Source organism: Candidatus Syntrophosphaera sp., from assembly GCA_019429425.1.
Classification (GTDB): domain Bacteria; phylum Cloacimonadota; class Cloacimonadia; order Cloacimonadales; family Cloacimonadaceae; genus Syntrophosphaera.
The window spans coordinates 1-18,497 of record JAHYIU010000051.1; the positions used below are offsets into that span (position 1 = coordinate 1).

Here is an 18,497-nt window from a genome sequence, read left to right on the forward strand (position 1 = left end):
CTCTTCCGATCTCCAGGAAGATCTGATCCGCTTCGTGATCAGAACCGTGCTGGATAAATGCGATGCCGAACTCACCATCCTGGAACGGGATAAAGATGCCTTGAAAGCAGCCGACGCGCCCTTTACCATCATGACCCACCATGACGCGATCGAGATATTGCGCTCCAAAGGCAGCCAGATCACCCACGGCAGCGACCTGGGCGCCTCCGACGAAGTTTTGCTCACCCAGGATTCCCCCGTCCCCATCTTCATCGAGAAATGGCCCAAAGAGATCAAAGCTTTCTACATGAAGCGCGATCCGGAGAACCCCAACCTCGTTCTGGGCAGCGATCTGATGGCCCCGGAAGGTTTTGGCGAGATAATTGGAGGATCGCAGCGTGAAGACGACCACGACGTCTTGCTGGGCAGGATGAAAGCAGAAAACATGCCTCTGGAAGACTATCAGTGGTTCTTGGACCTCCGTAAATACGGAAGCGTGCCCCACAGCGGATTTGGGGTCGGCCTGGAACGCCTGGTTACCTGGATGAGCGGTATCCACCACATCCGCGAAACAATTCCCTTTCCCAGGATGATCTATCGAATCTACCCCTGAACCGGACGCGCCGCCGGCTTGGATCATTTTGCAGCGGCGTTTCCCGCCATTTTAAATATAGAACACGGAGTATCAAGATGAATTATCCTGATTCATTTTCGCAAGTGACGCGCCGCATGAAATCCTCGCTGATCCGCGAACTGGTGGCCTCGACCAAAAATGTTCCCGGCCTGATCTCATTTGCCGGCGGCTTCCCTTCGCCCAAAACCTTTCCCCAGAAACAACTGGCTGAACTTTACCGCGAAGTGGTGGAGCAGGACGGCCTTGACGTTTTGCAATACGGAGCCAGCGAAGGCGACAGCCAGCTCAAGCAGCAGCTCATAAACTGGGAAGGCTGCACTCTCAGCCCCGACGAAATGGTGGTCACCGTGGGCAGCACCAACTCGCTTTACTACTACACTCGCGCCATGATCGACCCCGGCGACGTGATCCTCTGCGAAGCGCCAAGCTTTCTGGGTTCGCTGGTCACTTTCGACGCCCTCCAGGCCGATATCCACAGCATCCCCATCGACACAGACGGAATCCTGATGGACGCCCTGGAAACTAAAGTCCGGCAGCTCCGCTCGCAAGGCAAGAAGATCAAGTTTGTCTATGTCATCCCGGATTTCCAAAATCCCGGCGGAATCAGCTACAGCCTCAAGCGCCGGCGCGAACTCATCAAATTCTGCCTGGACAACGACATCCCCATCGCCGAGGACAATCCCTACTCAAGGCTGCGCTTTTCCGGAGAAGCGGTACCCACCCTTTTCCAGATCGCGCGCGAGGAGTTTGGCGGCTCGATGATCGTGACCGAATTCAATTCCTTCTCCAAGATCCTGGGTCCCGGAATGCGCATGGCCTATGCCAAGGGAGATCAAGACCTCATCAGCAGGATGGTTTCCTGGCAGCAGAAAGTGAATATCACCCCAGATTGCGTTTCCCAGCGCGTTACCGCCCGCTTCATCGAGAAAGGCATGCTGGAACCGCACATCGCCAGCATTTGCGAATTCTACCGGCCCTACCTGAAAAAGATGCTCGACGACCTGGCCAGATTCATGCCCGACACGGTGCACTGGACCAAGCCCCAAGGCGGAATCTTCCTCTGGCTGACCCTGCCCGAATCCGTCAACGCGGATGAACTCTTCGTCCAAGCCCGGGAAAACAAAGTTTCCTTCATTCCCGGCTCCAAATTCTACCCCAGCGGCCAGGAACAATTCAACACCCTGCGGCTCAACTTCACCTATTCCACCCTGGAACAGATCGAAACAGGGATCCAGCGATTGGCCGAACTGCTCAAATAGCAGCTGCCCCATAAAAATTGGATCGTACAGGCCCTATCCGGCTTGTACGATCCATTGTTTTTGAGCTTGCAATTGGTTACTTTTTGTAAACCAAGAGCTCCTTTTCCTTATTGGCCCAGCAATGGCGGACCTCACCAACGAAGATCGTGTGGTCGCCGCTGCGGACCTGGCTCGTGATCTCGCATTCAAACACCGCCACGGCCTCTTTGGGAACCGGAATCTTGCGCAATTTGCCCCAGACGAACTTGACCTTGCCATGCTCCATCTTGTCGATCTCGCGTCCGGAACTCGATCCCGCCATCGCGCATAGCGGCTTCATTTCCACCGAGGGGAATACCAGATTGAAAAACCTGCTTTCCAACAGGCATTCATGCGAATAACGCGTGTGGCCGATCGATATGGCAAACATCGGCGGCTGGATCGAAGTGCGCATGAACCATTCCAGGGTGATCAAATTGTATCCGCCCTGGGGCTTTTCCATCACGGCCAGGGCTACTTTGGCCGGCAAGTGGGTCAGTCCGTAAGCTTCAGACAGGTCGCTTTGCTTTATCATCTCAATATCCTGTATGTTTGATTGTATATACAGTATAAGGGCATCTCCGCCATTGAACAATCAAAATTTGCATCTTCCCGTCTTTTCGCCCTTTTTCCTGATTCGGACGCCTCCCCAATGCCTCCCGCCGACCACCCGCCAAACCGGCGGTTACTCGGCGGGAGGCGTGCAAGAGGCGAACGGGCTGAATATCAGGGCGGAAAAGGATGGGGAAAATCCGCGTATCCCCAGCTTCTGAACAGTGGCTTGCAACATAAGCACTTGACAGATTTGGTCTGTTGGTTATCTTGTCTTTGGAAGTGTTTGTTTCCCAAAGGAGAACCAAGGATGAAAGTATTTCTGCTGGGCTTGCTGAGCCTGCTGCTGATACTGCCGCTTGCGGCACAGATAGATCTGCCCAGGCCGAGTTTCAACCCCTATCAAAGCGGCGGAAGCTCGCTCCTGGACCTGAACCGCATATCGATGAACCATTCGATGGGTTTTTCCGCCGGAGTTTCCAGCGCGGGAAGCGGATATTACCTCTCCCGCTATACCAACCACCTCAAATACAGTTTCAATCCCAAGCTGGACCTGGAACTGGACCTGAACTTCGTGAATTTTGGCTCCACCAATTCCTCATTTGAATTCAACGCCGATAACCGGAGCCGGGTCATTCCGGAATTCAAGCTCAATTACCGTCCCTCGGAGAGTGTGCAACTGCAGATCGAATTTCGCCAGGGAAATCCCTGGATGCAGGATTATAAACCCTGGCCTGAAAGGTGGTAAGGACCTTTGGATATACTCATAGCTTTGCTCTTGGCTGTCCTGGGCGCGACCCTGGGCAGCTTTTTTAATGTCCTGATCGACCGGGTTCCGCGCAAGGAATCGATAGTATCCCCGCCATCGCATTGCACCAAATGCGGCAAAAGCCTTCCCGCCTGGCAAAACATCCCCATCTTCAGCTATCTTCTGCTGGGGGGAAGATGCAAATTCTGCGGCGCCAAGATCCACTGGCACCACCTGGTGGTGGAGATAATCACCCCCGTCCTGTTCCTGGCGCTGTTTTTCCTGTATGGCTGGAAAAACATCCTGTTCTTCAAGTTCCTGGTGATGTTCGGCTTTTTGATCCCCATCTTCTTCATCGACGCCTTTCATAAGATCATCCCGCTGGCGCTTTCGATCCCGATGGTGATCCTGGGATTGCTGTTTGGCCTCATCCAGAGCGGATTTGCTTTTCGGGATTTCCTCTTTGTCTATCTCTTGCCGACCCTGGGCTTGTTCGTTTTCCTCTATCTGCTCGCCCTGGGCTGGGAAAAAGTGTTTCACAAAGAGGGCTTGGGAGGCGGCGACGTTATCCTGATCCCGGCCGTGGCCGCGTTCTTCGGAGTGGTGCACATACCCTGGGTGATCGTCCTGTCCTGCCTTTTGGGGATAATCTATTTCTTGATCTTCATCCGCAAGCCAAACCAGGTTTTCGCCTTCGGCAATTTCATTGCCGCCGCGGCGATCTTTTGGGCCCTGGCCGGAAATTCCATCCTCAGCGGGACGGGTCTGTTCATCCGCTGACAGTTATTCAAACAGCGCTTTGACAAGAGTTTCGGGCTCGATCCGGAAAGCGCTTCCCCGCCCTTCAAAAAAACAGTGCGCCTTGATCAGATGGATGTTCAGGGACGTCCAGACCACGCTGATCCCGTTTTGCATGTTGGTGAGCCGCGTGATGGCCTTGCGGTAAAGGCCAGCGTGGCCATAGGGGCAGGGCAGTTTGCCTCTATACACATCGGTTTGCGCCTTGTATTTTCCCTCTATCAATTCTTCATCCAGATAGCTGCTCCAGCTGGTCCGGGTAAAATACTCCATCCTGTCTGCCAGTTCTTCAGGATCATGGCCCAACCGTTCAAGCATGGCGGCGTCATCGGCAATTATCTCATTCAGGGCGCGGGTGTCTGAGCCCAAAAATCCGCTCAGGGTGATGACTCCGGGCTGCATGCGCTGGGTTGCGGTCAGTTCTTTGCTGGTGGGTTTCATGGCTCATCCAAAACTATCATAATAGATTTTTTCCTTAGCCACCCCGAGATCCGTGAGGGCATTGCATACGGCGTTGATCATGCCGGGACTGCCGCAAAGATAGGCCTCGGTGTTTTTGGGATCGCGGATGGCATCCTTGAAATAGGGCATCACATAGCCGGTTTTACCCTGCCAGCCGTCTCCAGATTCAGGCTGGGAAAGGACCGGCTCATAGCGAAAATCCGGGAAAATCTTTTCAAAGGCTTTCATTTCGTCGGTCAGATATAGGTCTTTGAGGGTCCTGGCCCCGAAAAAGTAGGTCATTTTGCGCTCGATGCCAACCACGGCCAGATGCTCGAGAATGGATTTGATCGGCGCTTTACCAGAACCGCCGGCCACGAAGATGATGTCCGCGTTGGTGTCCCTGAGATAGAAATCACCGTAGGGCCCGGTGAAATTTACCCTATCCCCAACCTTGAGGTAATTGTGCACCCAGGTGGTGCAAATCCCCTCCGGAACGAGCCTTATGATCAATTGGATGCTGTTCCTGTCCTCTGGTTTGGAGGAGATCGAATAGGCCCGGCTGACCCGCTGTTTCATTTTGGCATAGGGTTCCGAGATCAACTGGACGTATTGGCCGGCCTTGAAATCGATCTCCTCGCCGTCTTCAAGCTTGAAGGTGATGCCCTTGATATCGTAGGTGTAGTCAATTATCTCAGTTATTGTCGAAGTGTACTTGCGGATGTTGAAGATGCTTTCCGGGATCTGAATGAAGACATCCGTTTTCACCTTGACCTGGCAGGCCAGGCGAATGCTGTCTTCCAGCTCCGCTTTGCTCAGGAAAGGTTTTTCCGTGGGCAAAAGCGGCCCGCCGCCTTCGGTGATCTTGCATTTGCAGGTGCCGCAGCTTCCCCTGCCGCCACAGGCCGAGGGTAGGAAAATCTCTTTCTCACCCAGAGACGCGAGCAGGTTGTTTCCGCCTTTGATCGTGATGTCTCGTTTGCCGTTGATATTGATCCTGCAATCGCCATAGTCGTTTAAAAACCGCTCCGCGATCACCAGCAGAATGGCCAGGATCCCGCTTATCCCTGCGAGCACCGCGATGTCTTTGATTATCGTTCCAAACAAAGCAGCGTCCTCTCTATTGTATGGTCGCCACACCGGAAAAACCGATGAAAGCGAGCGCCATGATCCCTGTGATGATCAGGCTAATTCCCGCACCCTGCAGACCAATGGGGATGAGCTTTTCCTTCAGCTTGGACCGGATCCCGGCCAGCATCAGGATCGCCAACAGCCAGCCGAGGCCACTTCCAGCGCCAAAAGCGATCGATTGCAGGAAATCGTAGTTGCGGATGATCATGAACAGGCTCACCCCGAAGATGGCGCAATTCACCGTGATCAGCGGCAGAAATATGCCCAGGGTGTAATAGAGGGCTGGGGTATAACGCTCGATCAAAAGCTCAAGCAGTTGCACGAAAGCGGCGATCACGATGATGAATACGATGTATTGCAAATATTCGATATTGAAGGGCAGGAGGATGTAATGGTAAACCAGCCAGTTCAGGGCAGTGGTGAAAACCAGCACAAAAGTAACTGCAATTCCCAATCCAACGGAGGATTCCACCTCCTTGGAAACGGAAAGGTAGGAGCACATGCCCAGGAAATTGGTGAGCAGGATATTGCTGGTGAAGATCGCGGCCCAGAAAAGCAGAAAAGCGGATATGTCCATGTTCTACCCCAGTTTGTAATATCTCTTGTTGATGATCCAGATGAGCATTGCCAGCAAGAAAAAAGCGCTGGGAGCCATCACCATGATGCTCCAGTTCGTCCACCAAACTCCAAGGATGCGGATCCCGAACAGCGAGCCAAAACCAAACAATTCCCGAAAGAAGGCGATGACCAGCAATACCAGCGTGTAGCCCGCTCCGGCCCCGATCCCGTCAATGAAGGAATCCAGCGGCGGATTTTTGGAGGCGAAGGCTTCCAGCCTGCCCATCAGGATGCAATTGGTGATGATCAGGCCGACGTAGGGGCCAAGCTGTTTGCTGATCTCCGGCAGATAGGCCTTGAGCAGGATATCCACGATGATCACGTAGGAAGCGATGATGAGGGTTTGGGCGATCATGCGCACGCTGCGGGGAGTGTAGTTCCGGATCAGCGAGGTGGTCAAACTGGACAGGGCCAGAGCGAAAGTGAATCCCAAGCCCATGATCAGGCTGTTCAGCATCAGATTGGTGACCGCCAGGGCTGAGCAGATGCCCAAAACCTGTTTCCAGACTGAGTTTTCCCGGAACGCGCTGACGAGGAAGATCTCTTTCCTATTCATTTTCCCGCCTCCACATCCAGGATCAAGCGCAGCTCATTCTGCAGCATGGTGAGGACCGCTTTGCTGGTTATAGTGGCACCTGTCACCTGTCTGATCTGGTTGGGCTCCGCGGCAGACTGGCCTTCCGGGATCAGCTCAAAATCGACCGGCACCCCGTTGTCCAATACTGTCTTCTGCTCAAACTGACCAGTGAACCAGCTCTCTTCGATGCGGGCTCCCAAGCCTGGGGTTTCCAGCTGCTCATAGACATTTATACCGATGATGGTGTCTTTTGCAGGTGTAGTGGCAATTAGAGCGCGCATCGTACCCCACAGACCCTTGCCAGTGATGTCAAAAACATAGGCCAATATGCGGTCTCCGAATTTCACTTCAAACGCGCGGCGGGGATAAGCCCCTTCAGGAAGGGGCTTGATGTAATCCGCGAAACTCTGAGGATAGGCCGCCATTATCTCTGGCGTTGAAATCCCTGTGGCACTGGCCAGGCTGTCTGCGCAGAGGCTCAGGATCGACTTTTCGTAAGCTTCAAGTTTTTGCTTCTCAATGCCCGGCTCGTTCATCCTGTACATGGCTGCCAAAATGCCGACAAAGACCAGGCTCAGCGCTATGATGAACAGCACCGGATAGACCGGCCTTTCCATGAATCCTTGTTCAGCCATGCTTCGGAACCTCCTTCTTCTGAAGGACTTTCAAACCGTGTTCGATGATGGGCATGAAAGCGTTGGTGAGCAACAGAGCAAACATGAAGCCCTCGGCAAAGAGAGAATAGCGGCGGATGAAAACTGTCAGGAACCCGATCAAGAGACCGTAGATCCAGAGCGCGGGATTTCCCTTGGGCTGCGAAACGGGATCGGTGACCATATACACAATGCCAAAGAGGGCGCCGCCCGTGAACAGAAGGAAGAGCGGGTTCTGGCTGGGATAGAAGATGAAACTGAAGAGGGTTATGCTCAGCAGGGTGGATAGCATCGGAACCCATTTTGCTGTTTTGGTGGCCAGCAAATAGATCCCGGCCAGGATGATCAGCAGGGCCGAGGTCTCCCCAATCGAGCCGGGCTCGAAACCCAGGAAGGTGTCTTTCAGGGAATAGGTGACCTGGTTTCCCAGCCTGAACTGGCCAAGGATGGTGGCGCCAGTGTGCATCGCGGAATCGACGCCCCAGCGGATGAATCCTCCAGGAAAATCCGCCGGCAGCCAGGGTCTGGCCCATTCCACCGTCATCTGCTGGGGAAAGGAAACGTAGACGAAAGTTCTGCCCAGTATGGCCGGATTGAAGATATTCGTTCCAAATCCGCCAAAGACCATTTTGCCGAAAGCGATCGCGACCACGCTGCCCAAAGCGGCGATCCAGAAAGGCAGGGTGGGAGGCAAAGACAAAGCAACCAGGCTTCCGGTCACAAAGACGGCCATCGAGACCTTGCCGCCTTTCTTTTTGTACACGAACAGGTATTCGGTGGCAAAGGCGGCCAGATTGGAGATCAGCACCATGACCGCGACCCGCCAGCCATAAAGATAGATTCCAAACAGCATGACGGGCAGCAGAGCGTACAAGACCCTGTTCATGATGCTTTGTTTTAATATGCGTTCAAACATCCATTCACCCTGCTCCTAAAGAATTATTTTGCCAGAGGTTCCGACTATGCGTTCCGATGTTCCCGATAAGCAAGAAGAGGCATAGCCTGGGTTTCGTGAACACACCCAATCTGCCCAAGACCTGAGGAAAGCATCAAAACATTCCTTCTGATCCTCGGAAACCGTTATTTCCAGAGCATTTGAGCCTTCCACTCTGGTATGGGTGGCCAGGCCTTCGATCGATTCCAGCAAGAAGCCAAACAGAACATGGTCCTTGGGCTCCAGTTGAATCCTCACTTTCCGAAATAGAGATTCATCCATGCTGCAGTTCAACCATTCTGTTCGTTGGCGGACGAGCTAATACAGATAGTCTGGATCTTCGTAATCCGGAGCTGATTCAGGGGCCAGCAATTCCGGGACGGGCTCCGGGCCGCGGCTGAGATAGAGCCGGACATTGGAGCCTCTTTCGATCTTGGAGCCCACTTCCGGAACGCAGCGGATCACGTTGTTCACGGCATAGGCGTCTGAATATAAGGAATCGGCCACAACGCCCTTGAGCCCGACATTGTGCAAAGTGTAATAGGCCTCATGGAAGCTGAGGCCAATGACCGAAGGTACCCCAACCTGCTTCGAGCCGCTGCTGACCCTCAGATAGACAGTGCCTTCCGGCTTGAGCCTTTCTCCTGGCTGAGGGTCCTGCTCCAAGATGGTCTCGATCATTTCTGTTTCAGACCAGATCGAATCCTTTATTACTGCGTGCAGTCCCAGTTCGGTCAGGTTTCTGCGCGCGCGGGAAAAACTCATTCCGACAAGATTGGGCACCTCAACGTTCTTGGGTTTTCCGAACAGGAGCGGAAAGATCACCTGGCTGGTAATAAAAGCGCTCAAAAAGATGATCCCGAAGCCGATGCCCAAGGCCAGCCAGAACTTTTGCCAGTTTGTTTTCTTCATTTCATTTCCTTTTGATCATCTTGGCCGCAAAGGCCCCATCCATGTTATGGATGAACGGCAGGGTCCTGTACATCCCAGCTGCCGTGTAACTTGAGGGCAGGATCTGGGAAGCGTCAATTAATTTGAAGCGCGGATTCCGGGCAAGAAATTTCTGGATCTGATCTTCATTCTCTGCCGGATTCATCGTACAGGTGGAATAGACCATGATCCCCTCTGGCCGCACAAAGCCTGCAGCATAATCCAGAGCCTTTTCCTGGAGCTTGACCAATTCCTCGATGTTCTGATGCGCCTGCCAGCGCAGATCAGCTTTACGGCCGAAAACACCCCAGCCGGAACAGGGCGCGTCCACCAAAACCCTGTCATAAGCAGGGGCCATGGGACCGTAACGGAAAGCGTCCGTCACGATCTGTTTGATATTGGTAAGCTGCAGGCGGTCCGCTGCTTGTTTGAGCAGTTTCATCTTATTGGGGATCTTGTCCACGGCAACCACTTCACCCGTATTGTCCATCTTTTCCGCGATATAGGTGCATTTGCCGCCCGGAGCCGCGAACAGGTCCAGGATGTTCTCTCCTTTTTGCGGGTCGAGCAGGTCCACGATCAGGGAGGAAGATGTGTCCTGCACGGAGAAATAACCTTCGGAAAAGGCCACGTCATCCAGAACCTCCTCTGCGGATTCAGTGACCAGCGTCATCTTGCTCACCGGCGATGGCCTGACCATGATGTTTCGCTTGGAAAAATACTGGACCAGTTTTTCCGGGGTCGTGGCAGTGGCATTCACCCTCATGTGCAGCTTGGAATTCTCATTGTAATAGAGCGCCAGCAGTTCCGTGTTGTCTGCGCCCCAGAGTGAGATCCAGCGTTCTATTAAAGCTGGGGGATAAGAGTGTTCATATGCGATCCGCAAAACCGGATCAGACGGATAGGTGACTTCAGGATTGCGCTGCCAGGCCCGAAGCAGTGCATTGACGAAATCGCCCACTTTTTCTCCCAAGGCTGATTTGGCCAGTGCCACAGTCTCATTGACCGCCGCGTGGGCAGGTATGGAGTCCAAATACATCAGCTGATACAATCCCAGGTACAGCCAGGCCTTGATCTTGATGTCGGTGGCAGCGAACTTATCCGCGTCGGCGTATTGGGAAAGGATGTAATCCAGTTTCCCCCGCAGTTTGACCACGCCCTTGACCATGTTGTAATAGAGAGCGACATTTTCCCGGTCATTCTTCAGTTTTTTGGCTCGCTGATGCAGAAGGGTATCGGAAAACTCCATATCCTTGAAGATCTTCAGAATGGTCTGATAAGCTTCGTTCCTAAGCATCTATCTATTTCTTTGATAGAGTCTTCTGATTATTTCCTTGATCAGTTGCTCAGCATTCATTTTGGCCGCCTCGTCCGGCATCAGGCTGATCTCGCGGCGGATGTCACGCGCGTTGAAGCCCAGAGTCTGCAAGGCGTTCTCCACTTCCAGGATCACGTTTTCCTCGACCACCTGCTCGCCTGGGCCAACCTGATCGATCAGATGGACCAGCTTGCCCTTCAGCTCAATGATCAAGCGCTGGGCGCTTTTCAGTCCGATGCCTGGAACCTTGGTCAGTAGAGCTGTTTCATCCCTTTCGACAGCCTTCACGAAAGTCGGGATGGGCAGGGTGGAGATAATGGACAGGGCGCTCTTGGGACCGACACCGGATATGCGGTTCAGCTGCTTGTATAGCTCGCATTCCGCGGGTGTGGCAAAACCGAACAAACGCAGGTCATCCTGGCCAACGTGCAGATGGGTGAAGAGTTTGCAGACCGCGCCCGTATCGGGCAATACCTCATAGGTGCTGATGGGAATGTGTAACTCAAAAGCAAGCCCGGAAGCTGTTTCCAGGACCACATTCACCGGTGTTTTGTGTGCTATTACGCCTTTAATGTAGTTTATCATGACATGAATTTCATCCTGTGATAATGGCACATTGCCAGGCCCAGCGCGTCATAGGCGTCATCCGTGGCCTGTTGTTGCTTCAGTTTGAGCATCTGGCTGATCATGTAGCGGACCTGCTGTTTGGACGCGTTTCCATTTCCGACGACGGCTTTTTTGACTTCCCGGGGCGAGTATTCCAGCAGCGGCACCTTGTGCCTGGCTATGGCAAGCAGGATCACTCCGCGGGCGTGTCCCAAAGTGAACACGCTGCGGATGTGCTTTTGGAAAAACATGGTCTCCACAACCGCCACGTCTGGTTTGTATTGTTCCAATACGCCGTCGATCGCCGTATAGAGGAGGTCGAGCCGCTTGAGCAGGTCTTTCTCCCGGACCATGTTGACCACGTCGCAGCCAGCGCCAATGATCTTCTTGCCCTGCACTTCAAGCAGGCCATAGCCGCAGAAGCGGCTGCCGGGATCGATTCCGACGATGATCACTATTACTGGCTGAGAGATTCCATTACAGAGTCGGATACTTCGAAATTGGCATAGACTTTCTGAACGTCGTCCAGATCTTCCAGCATTTCGATCAGCTTGAACAGCCTGGGAGCAAAGTCGTCCGCGTTGATGGTATTCTTGGGGACCTTTGTCAATTCCGCGTTTTCCACCGGATAGCCGAGTTTTTCAAAATTGCCCAGCACGCTGTGGAATTCGCCGGGCGCGGTATAGATGTCGAAATATTCGTCATTGAGCTCGACATCCTCGGCTCCGGCATCAAGGGCCAGCATCATGAATTCATCTTCATCGAGGCCAGCCGCGGGAACGTTGAAAAATCCCTTCTGATCGAAGTTCCAGGCCACAGACCCCGTTTCGGCCAGATTGCCCCCATACTTGGAAAACGTGTGGCGCAGATCGGCGACCGTGCGATTCTTGTTGTCTGTCATCACCTCAACGACGATGCCCACACCATTTTGGCCATAACCTTCGTAGGTGATCTCTTCATAGGTTTCGCCTTCGATCTCACCGGTGCCTCGTTTGATCGCGCGTTCGATGTTCTCGCGGGGCATGTTTGCCGCTTTGGCTGTGTTGATGGCTGTGCGGAGGCGGGGGTTCATTTCAGCGTCGCCTCCGCCATTCTTGGCTGCCAGGATGATCTCTTTGACGATGCGGGTGAATATCTGCCCGCGTTTGGCGTCGGTAGCGCCTTTTTTGTGCTTGATCGAGCTCCACTTATTGTGTCCGGACATGCAAACCTCTTTTATGTTAATCAGTTACATCAGTTTATTGCTTGAAACCAGCTTGGGCGCAGGGCAAAAAAATGTCAAGCAAGAAAAAGGGGAAGGCTGGTTCATAGCCTTCCCCGGAATCTGAATCCTGCGCAGTGCAGGGATTTATGCTTCGGAATCCTGCCAGGCGGCTATGACCTTTGCCGCGATCTCGTCAGGAACTTTCTCGTAGTGGCTGAATTTTTGGGTGAAGCGGCCTCTGCCCTGGGTGAATGATTTCAGGGCCGGGAAGTAGAAATACATTTCCGCGACCGGCATCTGGGCGCTCAGATACTGCTTTTTACCCCGCTGCTCCATACCCATGATGCGTCCGCGGCGGGTGCTGATATCACCCATCACGTCGCCCATGTATTCGCCGGGAACTATGATCGTGAGGTCATGGATCGGTTCCAGAAGGATCGGCTTGCATTTCTTGAAGCCTTCCTTGAGGGCCATGGACGAGGCGATCTTGAAGGCCATTTCAGAGCTGTCCACGTCGTGGTAGCTGCCGTAGTAGACTTCCACGCTCACGTCAACGACATGGTAGCCGGCAATGATCCCTTTTTCCATCGTTTCCACGAGACCTTTTTCGATCGCGGGGATAAAGTTGGAGGGAATCACTCCGCCGACGATGGCATTGATGAATTGGAATCCTTCGCCGCGCTCGGCCGGTTTGATGCGGAAATACACTTCGCCATACTGGCCGCGCCCGCCGGATTGCTTTTTATGGCGGTACTGGGATTCGGCGCTGCCCATGATGGTCTCTTTATAGGGTATGCGCGGTTCTTTCATCATGGCGTCGACTTTGTAGCGGTTCTTAAGTTTTTTCAGGACCAGTTGCAGCTGCTGTTCGCCCATGCCGGAGATGACGTTTTCATGGGTCTCCAGGTTCAGGTCGAAACGGATGGTGGGATCTTCCGCGATCACGCGCTGCAGGGCGGAGCCGATCTTATCCTCATCGGATTGGTTGGCGGCGCGGATCATCTGCCAGAATGTGGGGGTGGGAAGTTCCGGCATGGGAAGCGCGAGATTGGACCCGATGGCGGTTATGTTGTTCAAGGCCTTGGCGTGTTTCAGCTTGACCAGTGCTCCGATCTCTCCGGCCCGGATCTCCTGGGTGTCGGTCCTGGTCTTGCCCAGCATGTAATACATGTTTCCGGCTTTGTCCTTGGCGTCTTTTTCCGGAATGTAGAATTCCATGCCCGTCTTCAGCGTGCCGGATAACATGCGCACATAAGCGTAATCTCCCATGTTGGGGTCCGCATAAAGCTTGAAGATGAAGCCCAGCAGCTCGCCGTCGGGTTTGACGATGAAATCTTTAGGATTGCCCTGTTCCAAAGCCTGGATCGGATTGGCATCCTCGGGGGAAGGCAGATAGCGGGTAACGGCGTCAAGGAAGGCCATGATGCCAACTCCGGTATGGGCTGAAGAGGCAAAGGCCGGGAAAATGTCGCCGTTCGCGACCGCTTTCTTCAATCCGGCCAGAAGCTGCTCGTCGCTGAGTTCCATGTTTTCCAGAAACGCGTTCAGAAGTTCTTCGTCAGTTTCGGCCACGGCCTCCATCAGATGAGTCCGCGCTTCTTCGACAGAGGATTTCATGTCTTCCGGAACCTCGCCTTCGCCGGAGGGGCGGATGGCTTTCTGGCGGATGATGTCGACCACTCCTTCGAAGGTGTTTTCCCTGCCGATGGGAATCTGGATCGGGGTGGCGTTGATGTCGGCATTCTCGTGAATGTTCTCCAGAGTCTTGTAAAAATCGGCGTGTTCGTTGTCCATCCGGTTAACCAGGATGACTTTGCCCACTTTTTTATGCTCAAGTTGCTCGATGGCGAGTTCCAGGCCGACCTCGTATCCACCCGCGGCATTGGCAACCAGGACAACGCTTTCCACAGCCGGGATGGCGACGATGGCGTCACCTACGAAATCCGGATTGCCCGGCGCGTCCAGGATGTTGATCTTGTGGTCGTTATGGTTCACGAAGCCCAGGCTAAGGCTCAGAGACATCTTTTTGGCCGTCTCTTCGGGATCGAAATCCATCACTGTGTTGCCCTCATCGATCTTGCCGATGCGGCTGGTGGTGTGGGTCAGATAAAAAATCTGTTCGGCAACTGTGGTCTTGCCAGCGCCACTGGATCCCATGAACAGGAGATTGCGCAGCTTCTTCAAATTGTAGTCTTTCATTTTGTCCTCATACACTGTATCTTATCTATTGTTAAACAAGGTTCGGAACTTGTCTGTGCCTTTTTCCGGCATAGTTTAATCAAGAAATTTTCACAGCCCTCCTTTGTCAATCGCTTTTTTCAAGTGCTGCCCTGTATCGCCCGCAGGCTGCTCTTTAAGTGATTATCGATTTTGAAAGGTCTTTCCGCCCTTTAATCCGACTCATACGCCTCTCACCCACCACTCACTGAATAACCGCCAAACCGGCGGGTGGTCGGCGGGAGATAAACCAGTGGTGGGTAAGCTGGGAAAAAGGGGGATAAAAGCAAGGGATCTGACGCATCCATGCGGAATAGGCTCCGGAAGGCCAGAGGGCAGGATCAGCGATATCAGGATGAAAATGAAAGCTTGCTCTTATGCTTGATGCCGCCCAGGCGCTGGATGAAATCCAGGCATTGCTTTTTCAGGGCTCCGGTGCTGCCATTGTTGTCGATAACCAGGTCGCAGAGGGGGATCTTGCCCAGGTCGTCGATCTGGGCGTTCATGCGGGCTTGGATATCGGCCGGTGTTTCCCTTCCGCTTTTCAGCAGCCTGGTGAGCCGTTTATCCCTGTTCGCGTGGACCAGTACGATGTAGTCGAAGCAATGCTGCATCCCCGCTTCAAACAGCAGGGGCACCTCAAAGAAGAGATATTTCTCGGTGCTGTTGTCGGTTATGCTTTGCAAAGCGCCAAGGGTTTTGGGATGAACGATGCTGTTCAGAAAATCTAGCTCCGCCTTGCGGTTGAAAACGATCCCGGCGATCTTTTTCCGGTCCGGCTTGCCGCCCCGCAGGACCTCTTTGCCCCAGCGCTTGGTGATCTGCCTCACGCTGTCCGGGTCGTTTAGCTGCTGCTGGGCGATCTCATCAGCGGAGATGACGGTGTAGCCATGTTCTCTAAGCAAGTTGCAGAAAAGGCTTTTCCCGCTGCCGATGTTTCCTGTGATACCGATCAAAATTGGGTCTGTGAGCATTAAATATCGATCTCCTCAAAAAAAATGCAATCTCTATGTCGTCGCGTCGTTGATGATCTGCAGCAATTCCTCGTAGGCGACGTTTACCTGGATCAATCCGTTCTGTGCCACGGATATCTGGCTGTTCTGTTCGGAAACTATGATCGCTATGGCATCCGAGAGTTCGGTGATCCCGATCCCGGCGAGATGGCGCGTCCCGAAACGTTTGACATAGTCTGGTTTTTTGGATAGGGGCAAAACGACCTTGGCCGCCATGATCCTGTCGCCCCGGATGATGATCGCCCCGTCGTGAAGCGCGGAGCGCGGATTGAAGATGGTGAGGATCAAGCGCAGGGACATGGTCGCGTCGATCATTTCGCCGCTGTGGATGTATTCATTGAGTTTGCGTCTGTTCTCGATCACGATCAACGCGCCGGTCTTGCGGAAGGACATTGAGGAAATGGCGTCGATCAGTGTCATGTAGATGGAATTGCTGGCCTTTTTTCTGAGGCTCATGCTCAGTTCGCGGGAAAGGTTGATCCTGGCCAGAAGAGAACGCAGCTCCGGCTGGAACAGGATGATCAGTGCCAGCACCCAATAGCTGCGGATCGAGCCCAGCGCGGCGCTCACCATTTTCAGGTCCAGGGCCACCGCCACGGTGTAGAGCACAAACACGAACAACAAGCCGACCAATATCTGGTATCCCCCGCTCCGCTTGACAATGGTGAGGGATTGGTAGACCAGGAAGGCGATCAGGATGATATCGACCAGATCCTGGAATTTGGGGATCAGAAGATCCATCAGAGCTTTTCCCCCGTTATCGCGAGCAAGGTGTCAAAGAACTGGCGATGGGCCTTGACGTCGTGCACCCGGACGATCTGGACCCCCTGCAGCGCTGAGATCCAGGCCGCGGCGAGGCTGCCGCCAATCCGTTCTGTAGTATCTGAAGGATTGACCGCGTTGATGAACCTCTTGCGCGAAGCTCCCACCACCAGGGGCAGATCGAAGCGCCTGAACTTGCCCAGATTGGCCAGGATCCGGAGATTATGGCTCAAATCCTTGCCAAAACCTATCCCCGGGTCGAGCATGATCCGCTTTCTGGATATACCGCGGGTGGCGGCGAAAGCGATCCTTTCAGCAAAAAAGTCGTCTATCGACTCCAGCACGTCCTCATACCGGGGATCCTCCTGCATGGTTTCAGGCTCGCCCTGCATGTGCGTGATGATCAGCTTCACTTCCGGGTTCGCAACCAGAACGGCGCTCATGCGCGAATCAAAGCGCAAGGCAGAAATATCGTTGATGATGGCCGCTCCGCTGGCAATGGCTTTTTCCGCCACACCGCTTTTGCGGGTGTCGACGGATATCGTCAGGTCGGGATGGGACTCACTGATCCTGGCCAAAACCGGCAATACGCGCTGCATTTCGGTCTCTTCATCCACGGCGCGGGATCCCGGCCGGGTGGATTCTCCGCCAATGTCGAGGATGTCGGCCCCGTCGGCGATCATCTTCTCAGCTTGCATGAAAGCGGGGCCCGGATCCAGAAAACTCCCCCCGTCGGAAAAAGAATCCTCTGTGATGTTCAGGATCCCCATCAGCAGTGGAGTATTGAACTTGGCCGGAACTTGAGCGTGTTTGTCCATTTAGAGAAACTCGAAAGTGATCCGGCAGGTGACGCCTGGCTCGGGGGCGCCGTCAAAAGTGAATTTCCCGTCCAGCAGCACCTGCTTGGCCGCTTCAAAGAAACGCGGCTCGGTTTGCTGGATCGGCACGATCGTATTAGAGACCGGACGCGCGTAGCGATCGACCTTGAACTGCAGGGTAACGCTTCCCGAGGCTCCCAAATTGTGTTTATAGCCAGCGGGCAAAGTGAATCGGACCCGGCCGCCCGTGACCCGGAAACTCACGGAACCTCCGTCTGCTCCATCACCGCCGATCACCTGACGCAGGGCGCTCTGGGCGGCTGGATTGGGGCCCAGGTCCACTCTTCCGGAGCGGTTTGATTCATCGGCCAGGAAAGGAGTTTCCAGCAGTTCGCTCTGGCCTGGGGCATACTCCTGGCTCGTGATGTTGGCGGAAGCCTGGTCCTGCTGCTTCTGTCCGGGAAAAAGCGTCTCCCGGGGCCTGCCAGGCAGGTTATCAGCCCGAATTTGCGACTCCGGGCCACCGCTTTGCTCCGCGAAAGCCTCTTCTTCGATCAATGCCAGCGGATCCCGGAAATCGAGCTCATACCAGCGCTGGACTGAAACCGGCTCGATCATGGCCAAGGCCATCACAGCCAGGATGGCCGCGTGGACCAGAAGCGAAACCGCGATCGAGAGCCGATTTCCCTGCGTATGTGTCATGGCATTTCTTCCACAGGTTCCGTGGCCACGAAGATCCTCTCAAAGCCGGCGCCGCGGATCACGTCCATCAGCGTGATCACGTTTTGGAGGGGCGTCGATCTTTCCGCGGACAGGCGCACGATCTGCTCCGCGTCCCGAAATTCGTCCCGCAAAGCAGGGCCAAGCTCATCCAGTGTGTATGTCCTTTCCATGAAGATGACGTTCTGGTCGTCCGTGTACAGAATATGCAGGATCTGGCGGGTCTGGCGCTCCTGCGAGACCGAGCCCGGCAATTTGAAGGGCAATCCGGTCTGGGCGGAAAAATTGGAGGCGATCAGGATGAAGATCAGGAGCAGGAAGATCACGTCCGTCATCGAAATCAGGACCGTGGTGCTGATCTTTTTGCTGGTGATGCCGAGTTTCATGGCTGGATAGTATCTCCGGGCCAGGATCCGCGAAACTTGATCAGGCTTTCCACCGCCTGGTTTTGCATGTCTTTGGCGATGTTTTCCATGTTTTGGACAATGTCGTTGTAAAAAACGATCGCCACGATGCCCACGATCAAGCCGCCGATCGTGGTCAACAAAGCTTCCCAGATGCCACCAG

The 18,497-nt window shown here is 54.1% G+C and carries 23 protein-coding genes; 4 read left to right on the forward strand and 19 right to left on the reverse strand.

The window, feature by feature from the left end; all coding sequences use genetic code 11:
- Together K0B87_06410 and K0B87_06415 are read left to right on the forward strand one after the other, a co-directional pair.
- Positions 1 to 592, forward strand: a 592-nt coding sequence (locus tag K0B87_06410; GenBank protein MBW6514371.1) for an asparagine--tRNA ligase, incomplete at its 5' end; no start/stop codon positions are given.
- Positions 593 to 669: 77 nt separating this feature from the next.
- Complete coding sequence (locus tag K0B87_06415; GenBank protein MBW6514372.1) at positions 670 to 1,872, forward strand: PLP-dependent aminotransferase family protein; 1,203 nt, start codon at positions 670 to 672, stop codon at positions 1,870 to 1,872.
- A 76-nt stretch (positions 1,873 to 1,948) separates the two neighbouring features.
- On the opposite strand, the gene K0B87_06420 is transcribed toward K0B87_06415, so the two are convergent.
- Positions 1,949 to 2,425 (reverse strand): flavin reductase family protein, encoded by a 477-nt coding sequence (locus K0B87_06420; GenBank protein ID MBW6514373.1) that lies wholly within the window; start codon positions 2,423 to 2,425, stop codon positions 1,949 to 1,951.
- Between the two features lie 327 nt (positions 2,426 to 2,752).
- On the opposite strand from K0B87_06420, the gene K0B87_06425 reads away from it, so the two are divergent.
- Entirely contained in the window at positions 2,753 to 3,190 is a 438-nt protein-coding gene (locus K0B87_06425) for a hypothetical protein (GenBank protein ID MBW6514374.1), read from the forward strand.
- 39 nt (positions 3,191 to 3,229) lie between these two features.
- Positions 3,230 to 3,970, forward strand: coding sequence for a prepilin peptidase (locus tag K0B87_06430; protein MBW6514375.1), 741 nt, complete (start codon positions 3,230 to 3,232; stop codon positions 3,968 to 3,970).
- A gap of 3 nt (positions 3,971 to 3,973) precedes the next feature.
- Here K0B87_06430 and K0B87_06435 read toward each other — a convergent pair whose 3' ends face one another.
- The 18 genes from K0B87_06435 to K0B87_06520 all read right to left on the reverse strand — a co-directional run.
- On the reverse strand, positions 3,974 to 4,429 hold the full coding sequence (locus K0B87_06435) for a hypothetical protein (protein MBW6514376.1): 456 nt from the start codon (positions 4,427 to 4,429) through the stop codon (positions 3,974 to 3,976).
- Positions 4,430 to 4,432: 3 nt separating this feature from the next.
- Positions 4,433 to 5,536: a 2Fe-2S iron-sulfur cluster binding domain-containing protein gene (locus K0B87_06440; GenBank protein ID MBW6514377.1), complete on the reverse strand. Its 1,104-nt coding sequence runs from the start codon at positions 5,534 to 5,536 to the stop codon at positions 4,433 to 4,435.
- A 13-nt stretch (positions 5,537 to 5,549) separates the two neighbouring features.
- A complete protein-coding gene (locus tag K0B87_06445; GenBank protein MBW6514378.1) occupies positions 5,550 to 6,137 on the reverse strand; it encodes an NADH:ubiquinone reductase (Na(+)-transporting) subunit E in 588 nt (195 codons plus the stop codon).
- Between the two features lie 3 nt (positions 6,138 to 6,140).
- Positions 6,141 to 6,734: an NADH:ubiquinone reductase (Na(+)-transporting) subunit D gene (locus K0B87_06450; protein ID MBW6514379.1), complete on the reverse strand. Its 594-nt coding sequence runs from the start codon at positions 6,732 to 6,734 to the stop codon at positions 6,141 to 6,143.
- Positions 6,731 to 7,390 carry an FMN-binding protein gene (locus tag K0B87_06455; protein MBW6514380.1) on the reverse strand — a complete coding sequence of 220 codons (660 nt, stop codon included), beginning with the start codon at positions 7,388 to 7,390 and terminating at the stop codon, positions 6,731 to 6,733. The genes K0B87_06450 and K0B87_06455 overlap by 4 nt, the downstream gene beginning before the upstream one ends.
- Positions 7,383 to 8,324: an RnfABCDGE type electron transport complex subunit D gene (locus K0B87_06460; GenBank protein MBW6514381.1), complete on the reverse strand. Its 942-nt coding sequence runs from the start codon at positions 8,322 to 8,324 to the stop codon at positions 7,383 to 7,385. The genes K0B87_06455 and K0B87_06460 overlap by 8 nt, the downstream gene beginning before the upstream one ends.
- A 336-nt stretch (positions 8,325 to 8,660) precedes the next feature.
- The gene (locus tag K0B87_06465) at positions 8,661 to 9,254 is read right to left on the reverse strand and encodes a PASTA domain-containing protein (protein ID MBW6514382.1); all 594 of its coding nucleotides are present in this window, start codon (positions 9,252 to 9,254) and stop codon (positions 8,661 to 8,663) included.
- A gap of 1 nt (position 9,255) precedes the next feature.
- Positions 9,256 to 10,569 (reverse strand): 16S rRNA (cytosine(967)-C(5))-methyltransferase RsmB, encoded by a 1,314-nt coding sequence (gene rsmB / locus K0B87_06470; protein MBW6514383.1) that lies wholly within the window; start codon positions 10,567 to 10,569, stop codon positions 9,256 to 9,258.
- Positions 10,570 to 11,175: a Holliday junction branch migration protein RuvA gene (gene ruvA, locus K0B87_06475; GenBank protein MBW6514384.1), complete on the reverse strand. Its 606-nt coding sequence runs from the start codon at positions 11,173 to 11,175 to the stop codon at positions 10,570 to 10,572.
- The gene (ruvC, locus tag K0B87_06480; protein MBW6514385.1) at positions 11,172 to 11,651 is read right to left on the reverse strand and encodes a crossover junction endodeoxyribonuclease RuvC; all 480 of its coding nucleotides are present in this window, start codon (positions 11,649 to 11,651) and stop codon (positions 11,172 to 11,174) included. Before ruvC ends, ruvA begins: the two co-directional genes overlap by 4 nt.
- Before the next feature lie 2 nt (positions 11,652 to 11,653).
- Positions 11,654 to 12,400: a YebC/PmpR family DNA-binding transcriptional regulator gene (locus K0B87_06485; protein ID MBW6514386.1), complete on the reverse strand. Its 747-nt coding sequence runs from the start codon at positions 12,398 to 12,400 to the stop codon at positions 11,654 to 11,656.
- A 144-nt stretch (positions 12,401 to 12,544) separates the two neighbouring features.
- Positions 12,545 to 14,599: an elongation factor G gene (locus K0B87_06490; protein ID MBW6514387.1), complete on the reverse strand. Its 2,055-nt coding sequence runs from the start codon at positions 14,597 to 14,599 to the stop codon at positions 12,545 to 12,547.
- Positions 14,600 to 14,967: 368 nt separating this feature from the next.
- Positions 14,968 to 15,591, reverse strand: a complete 624-nt coding sequence (gene coaE, locus K0B87_06495) for a dephospho-CoA kinase (GenBank protein ID MBW6514388.1) — start codon at positions 15,589 to 15,591, stop codon at positions 14,968 to 14,970.
- A 33-nt stretch (positions 15,592 to 15,624) separates the two neighbouring features.
- Positions 15,625 to 16,371, reverse strand: a complete 747-nt coding sequence (cdaA, locus tag K0B87_06500) for a diadenylate cyclase CdaA (protein ID MBW6514389.1) — start codon at positions 16,369 to 16,371, stop codon at positions 15,625 to 15,627.
- Positions 16,371 to 17,162: a dihydropteroate synthase gene (gene folP / locus K0B87_06505; GenBank protein MBW6514390.1), complete on the reverse strand. Its 792-nt coding sequence runs from the start codon at positions 17,160 to 17,162 to the stop codon at positions 16,371 to 16,373. The genes cdaA and folP overlap by 1 nt, the downstream gene beginning before the upstream one ends.
- Positions 17,163 to 17,210: 48 nt before the next feature.
- The gene (locus tag K0B87_06510; protein MBW6514391.1) at positions 17,211 to 17,912 is read right to left on the reverse strand and encodes a hypothetical protein; all 702 of its coding nucleotides are present in this window, start codon (positions 17,910 to 17,912) and stop codon (positions 17,211 to 17,213) included.
- Positions 17,909 to 18,316, reverse strand: coding sequence for a biopolymer transporter ExbD (locus K0B87_06515; GenBank protein MBW6514392.1), 408 nt, complete (start codon positions 18,314 to 18,316; stop codon positions 17,909 to 17,911). Before K0B87_06515 ends, K0B87_06510 begins: the two co-directional genes overlap by 4 nt.
- A partial coding sequence (locus K0B87_06520) for a MotA/TolQ/ExbB proton channel family protein (GenBank protein ID MBW6514393.1) occupies positions 18,313 to 18,497 on the reverse strand: 185 nt, incomplete at its 5' end. The genes K0B87_06515 and K0B87_06520, both read right to left, overlap by 4 nt.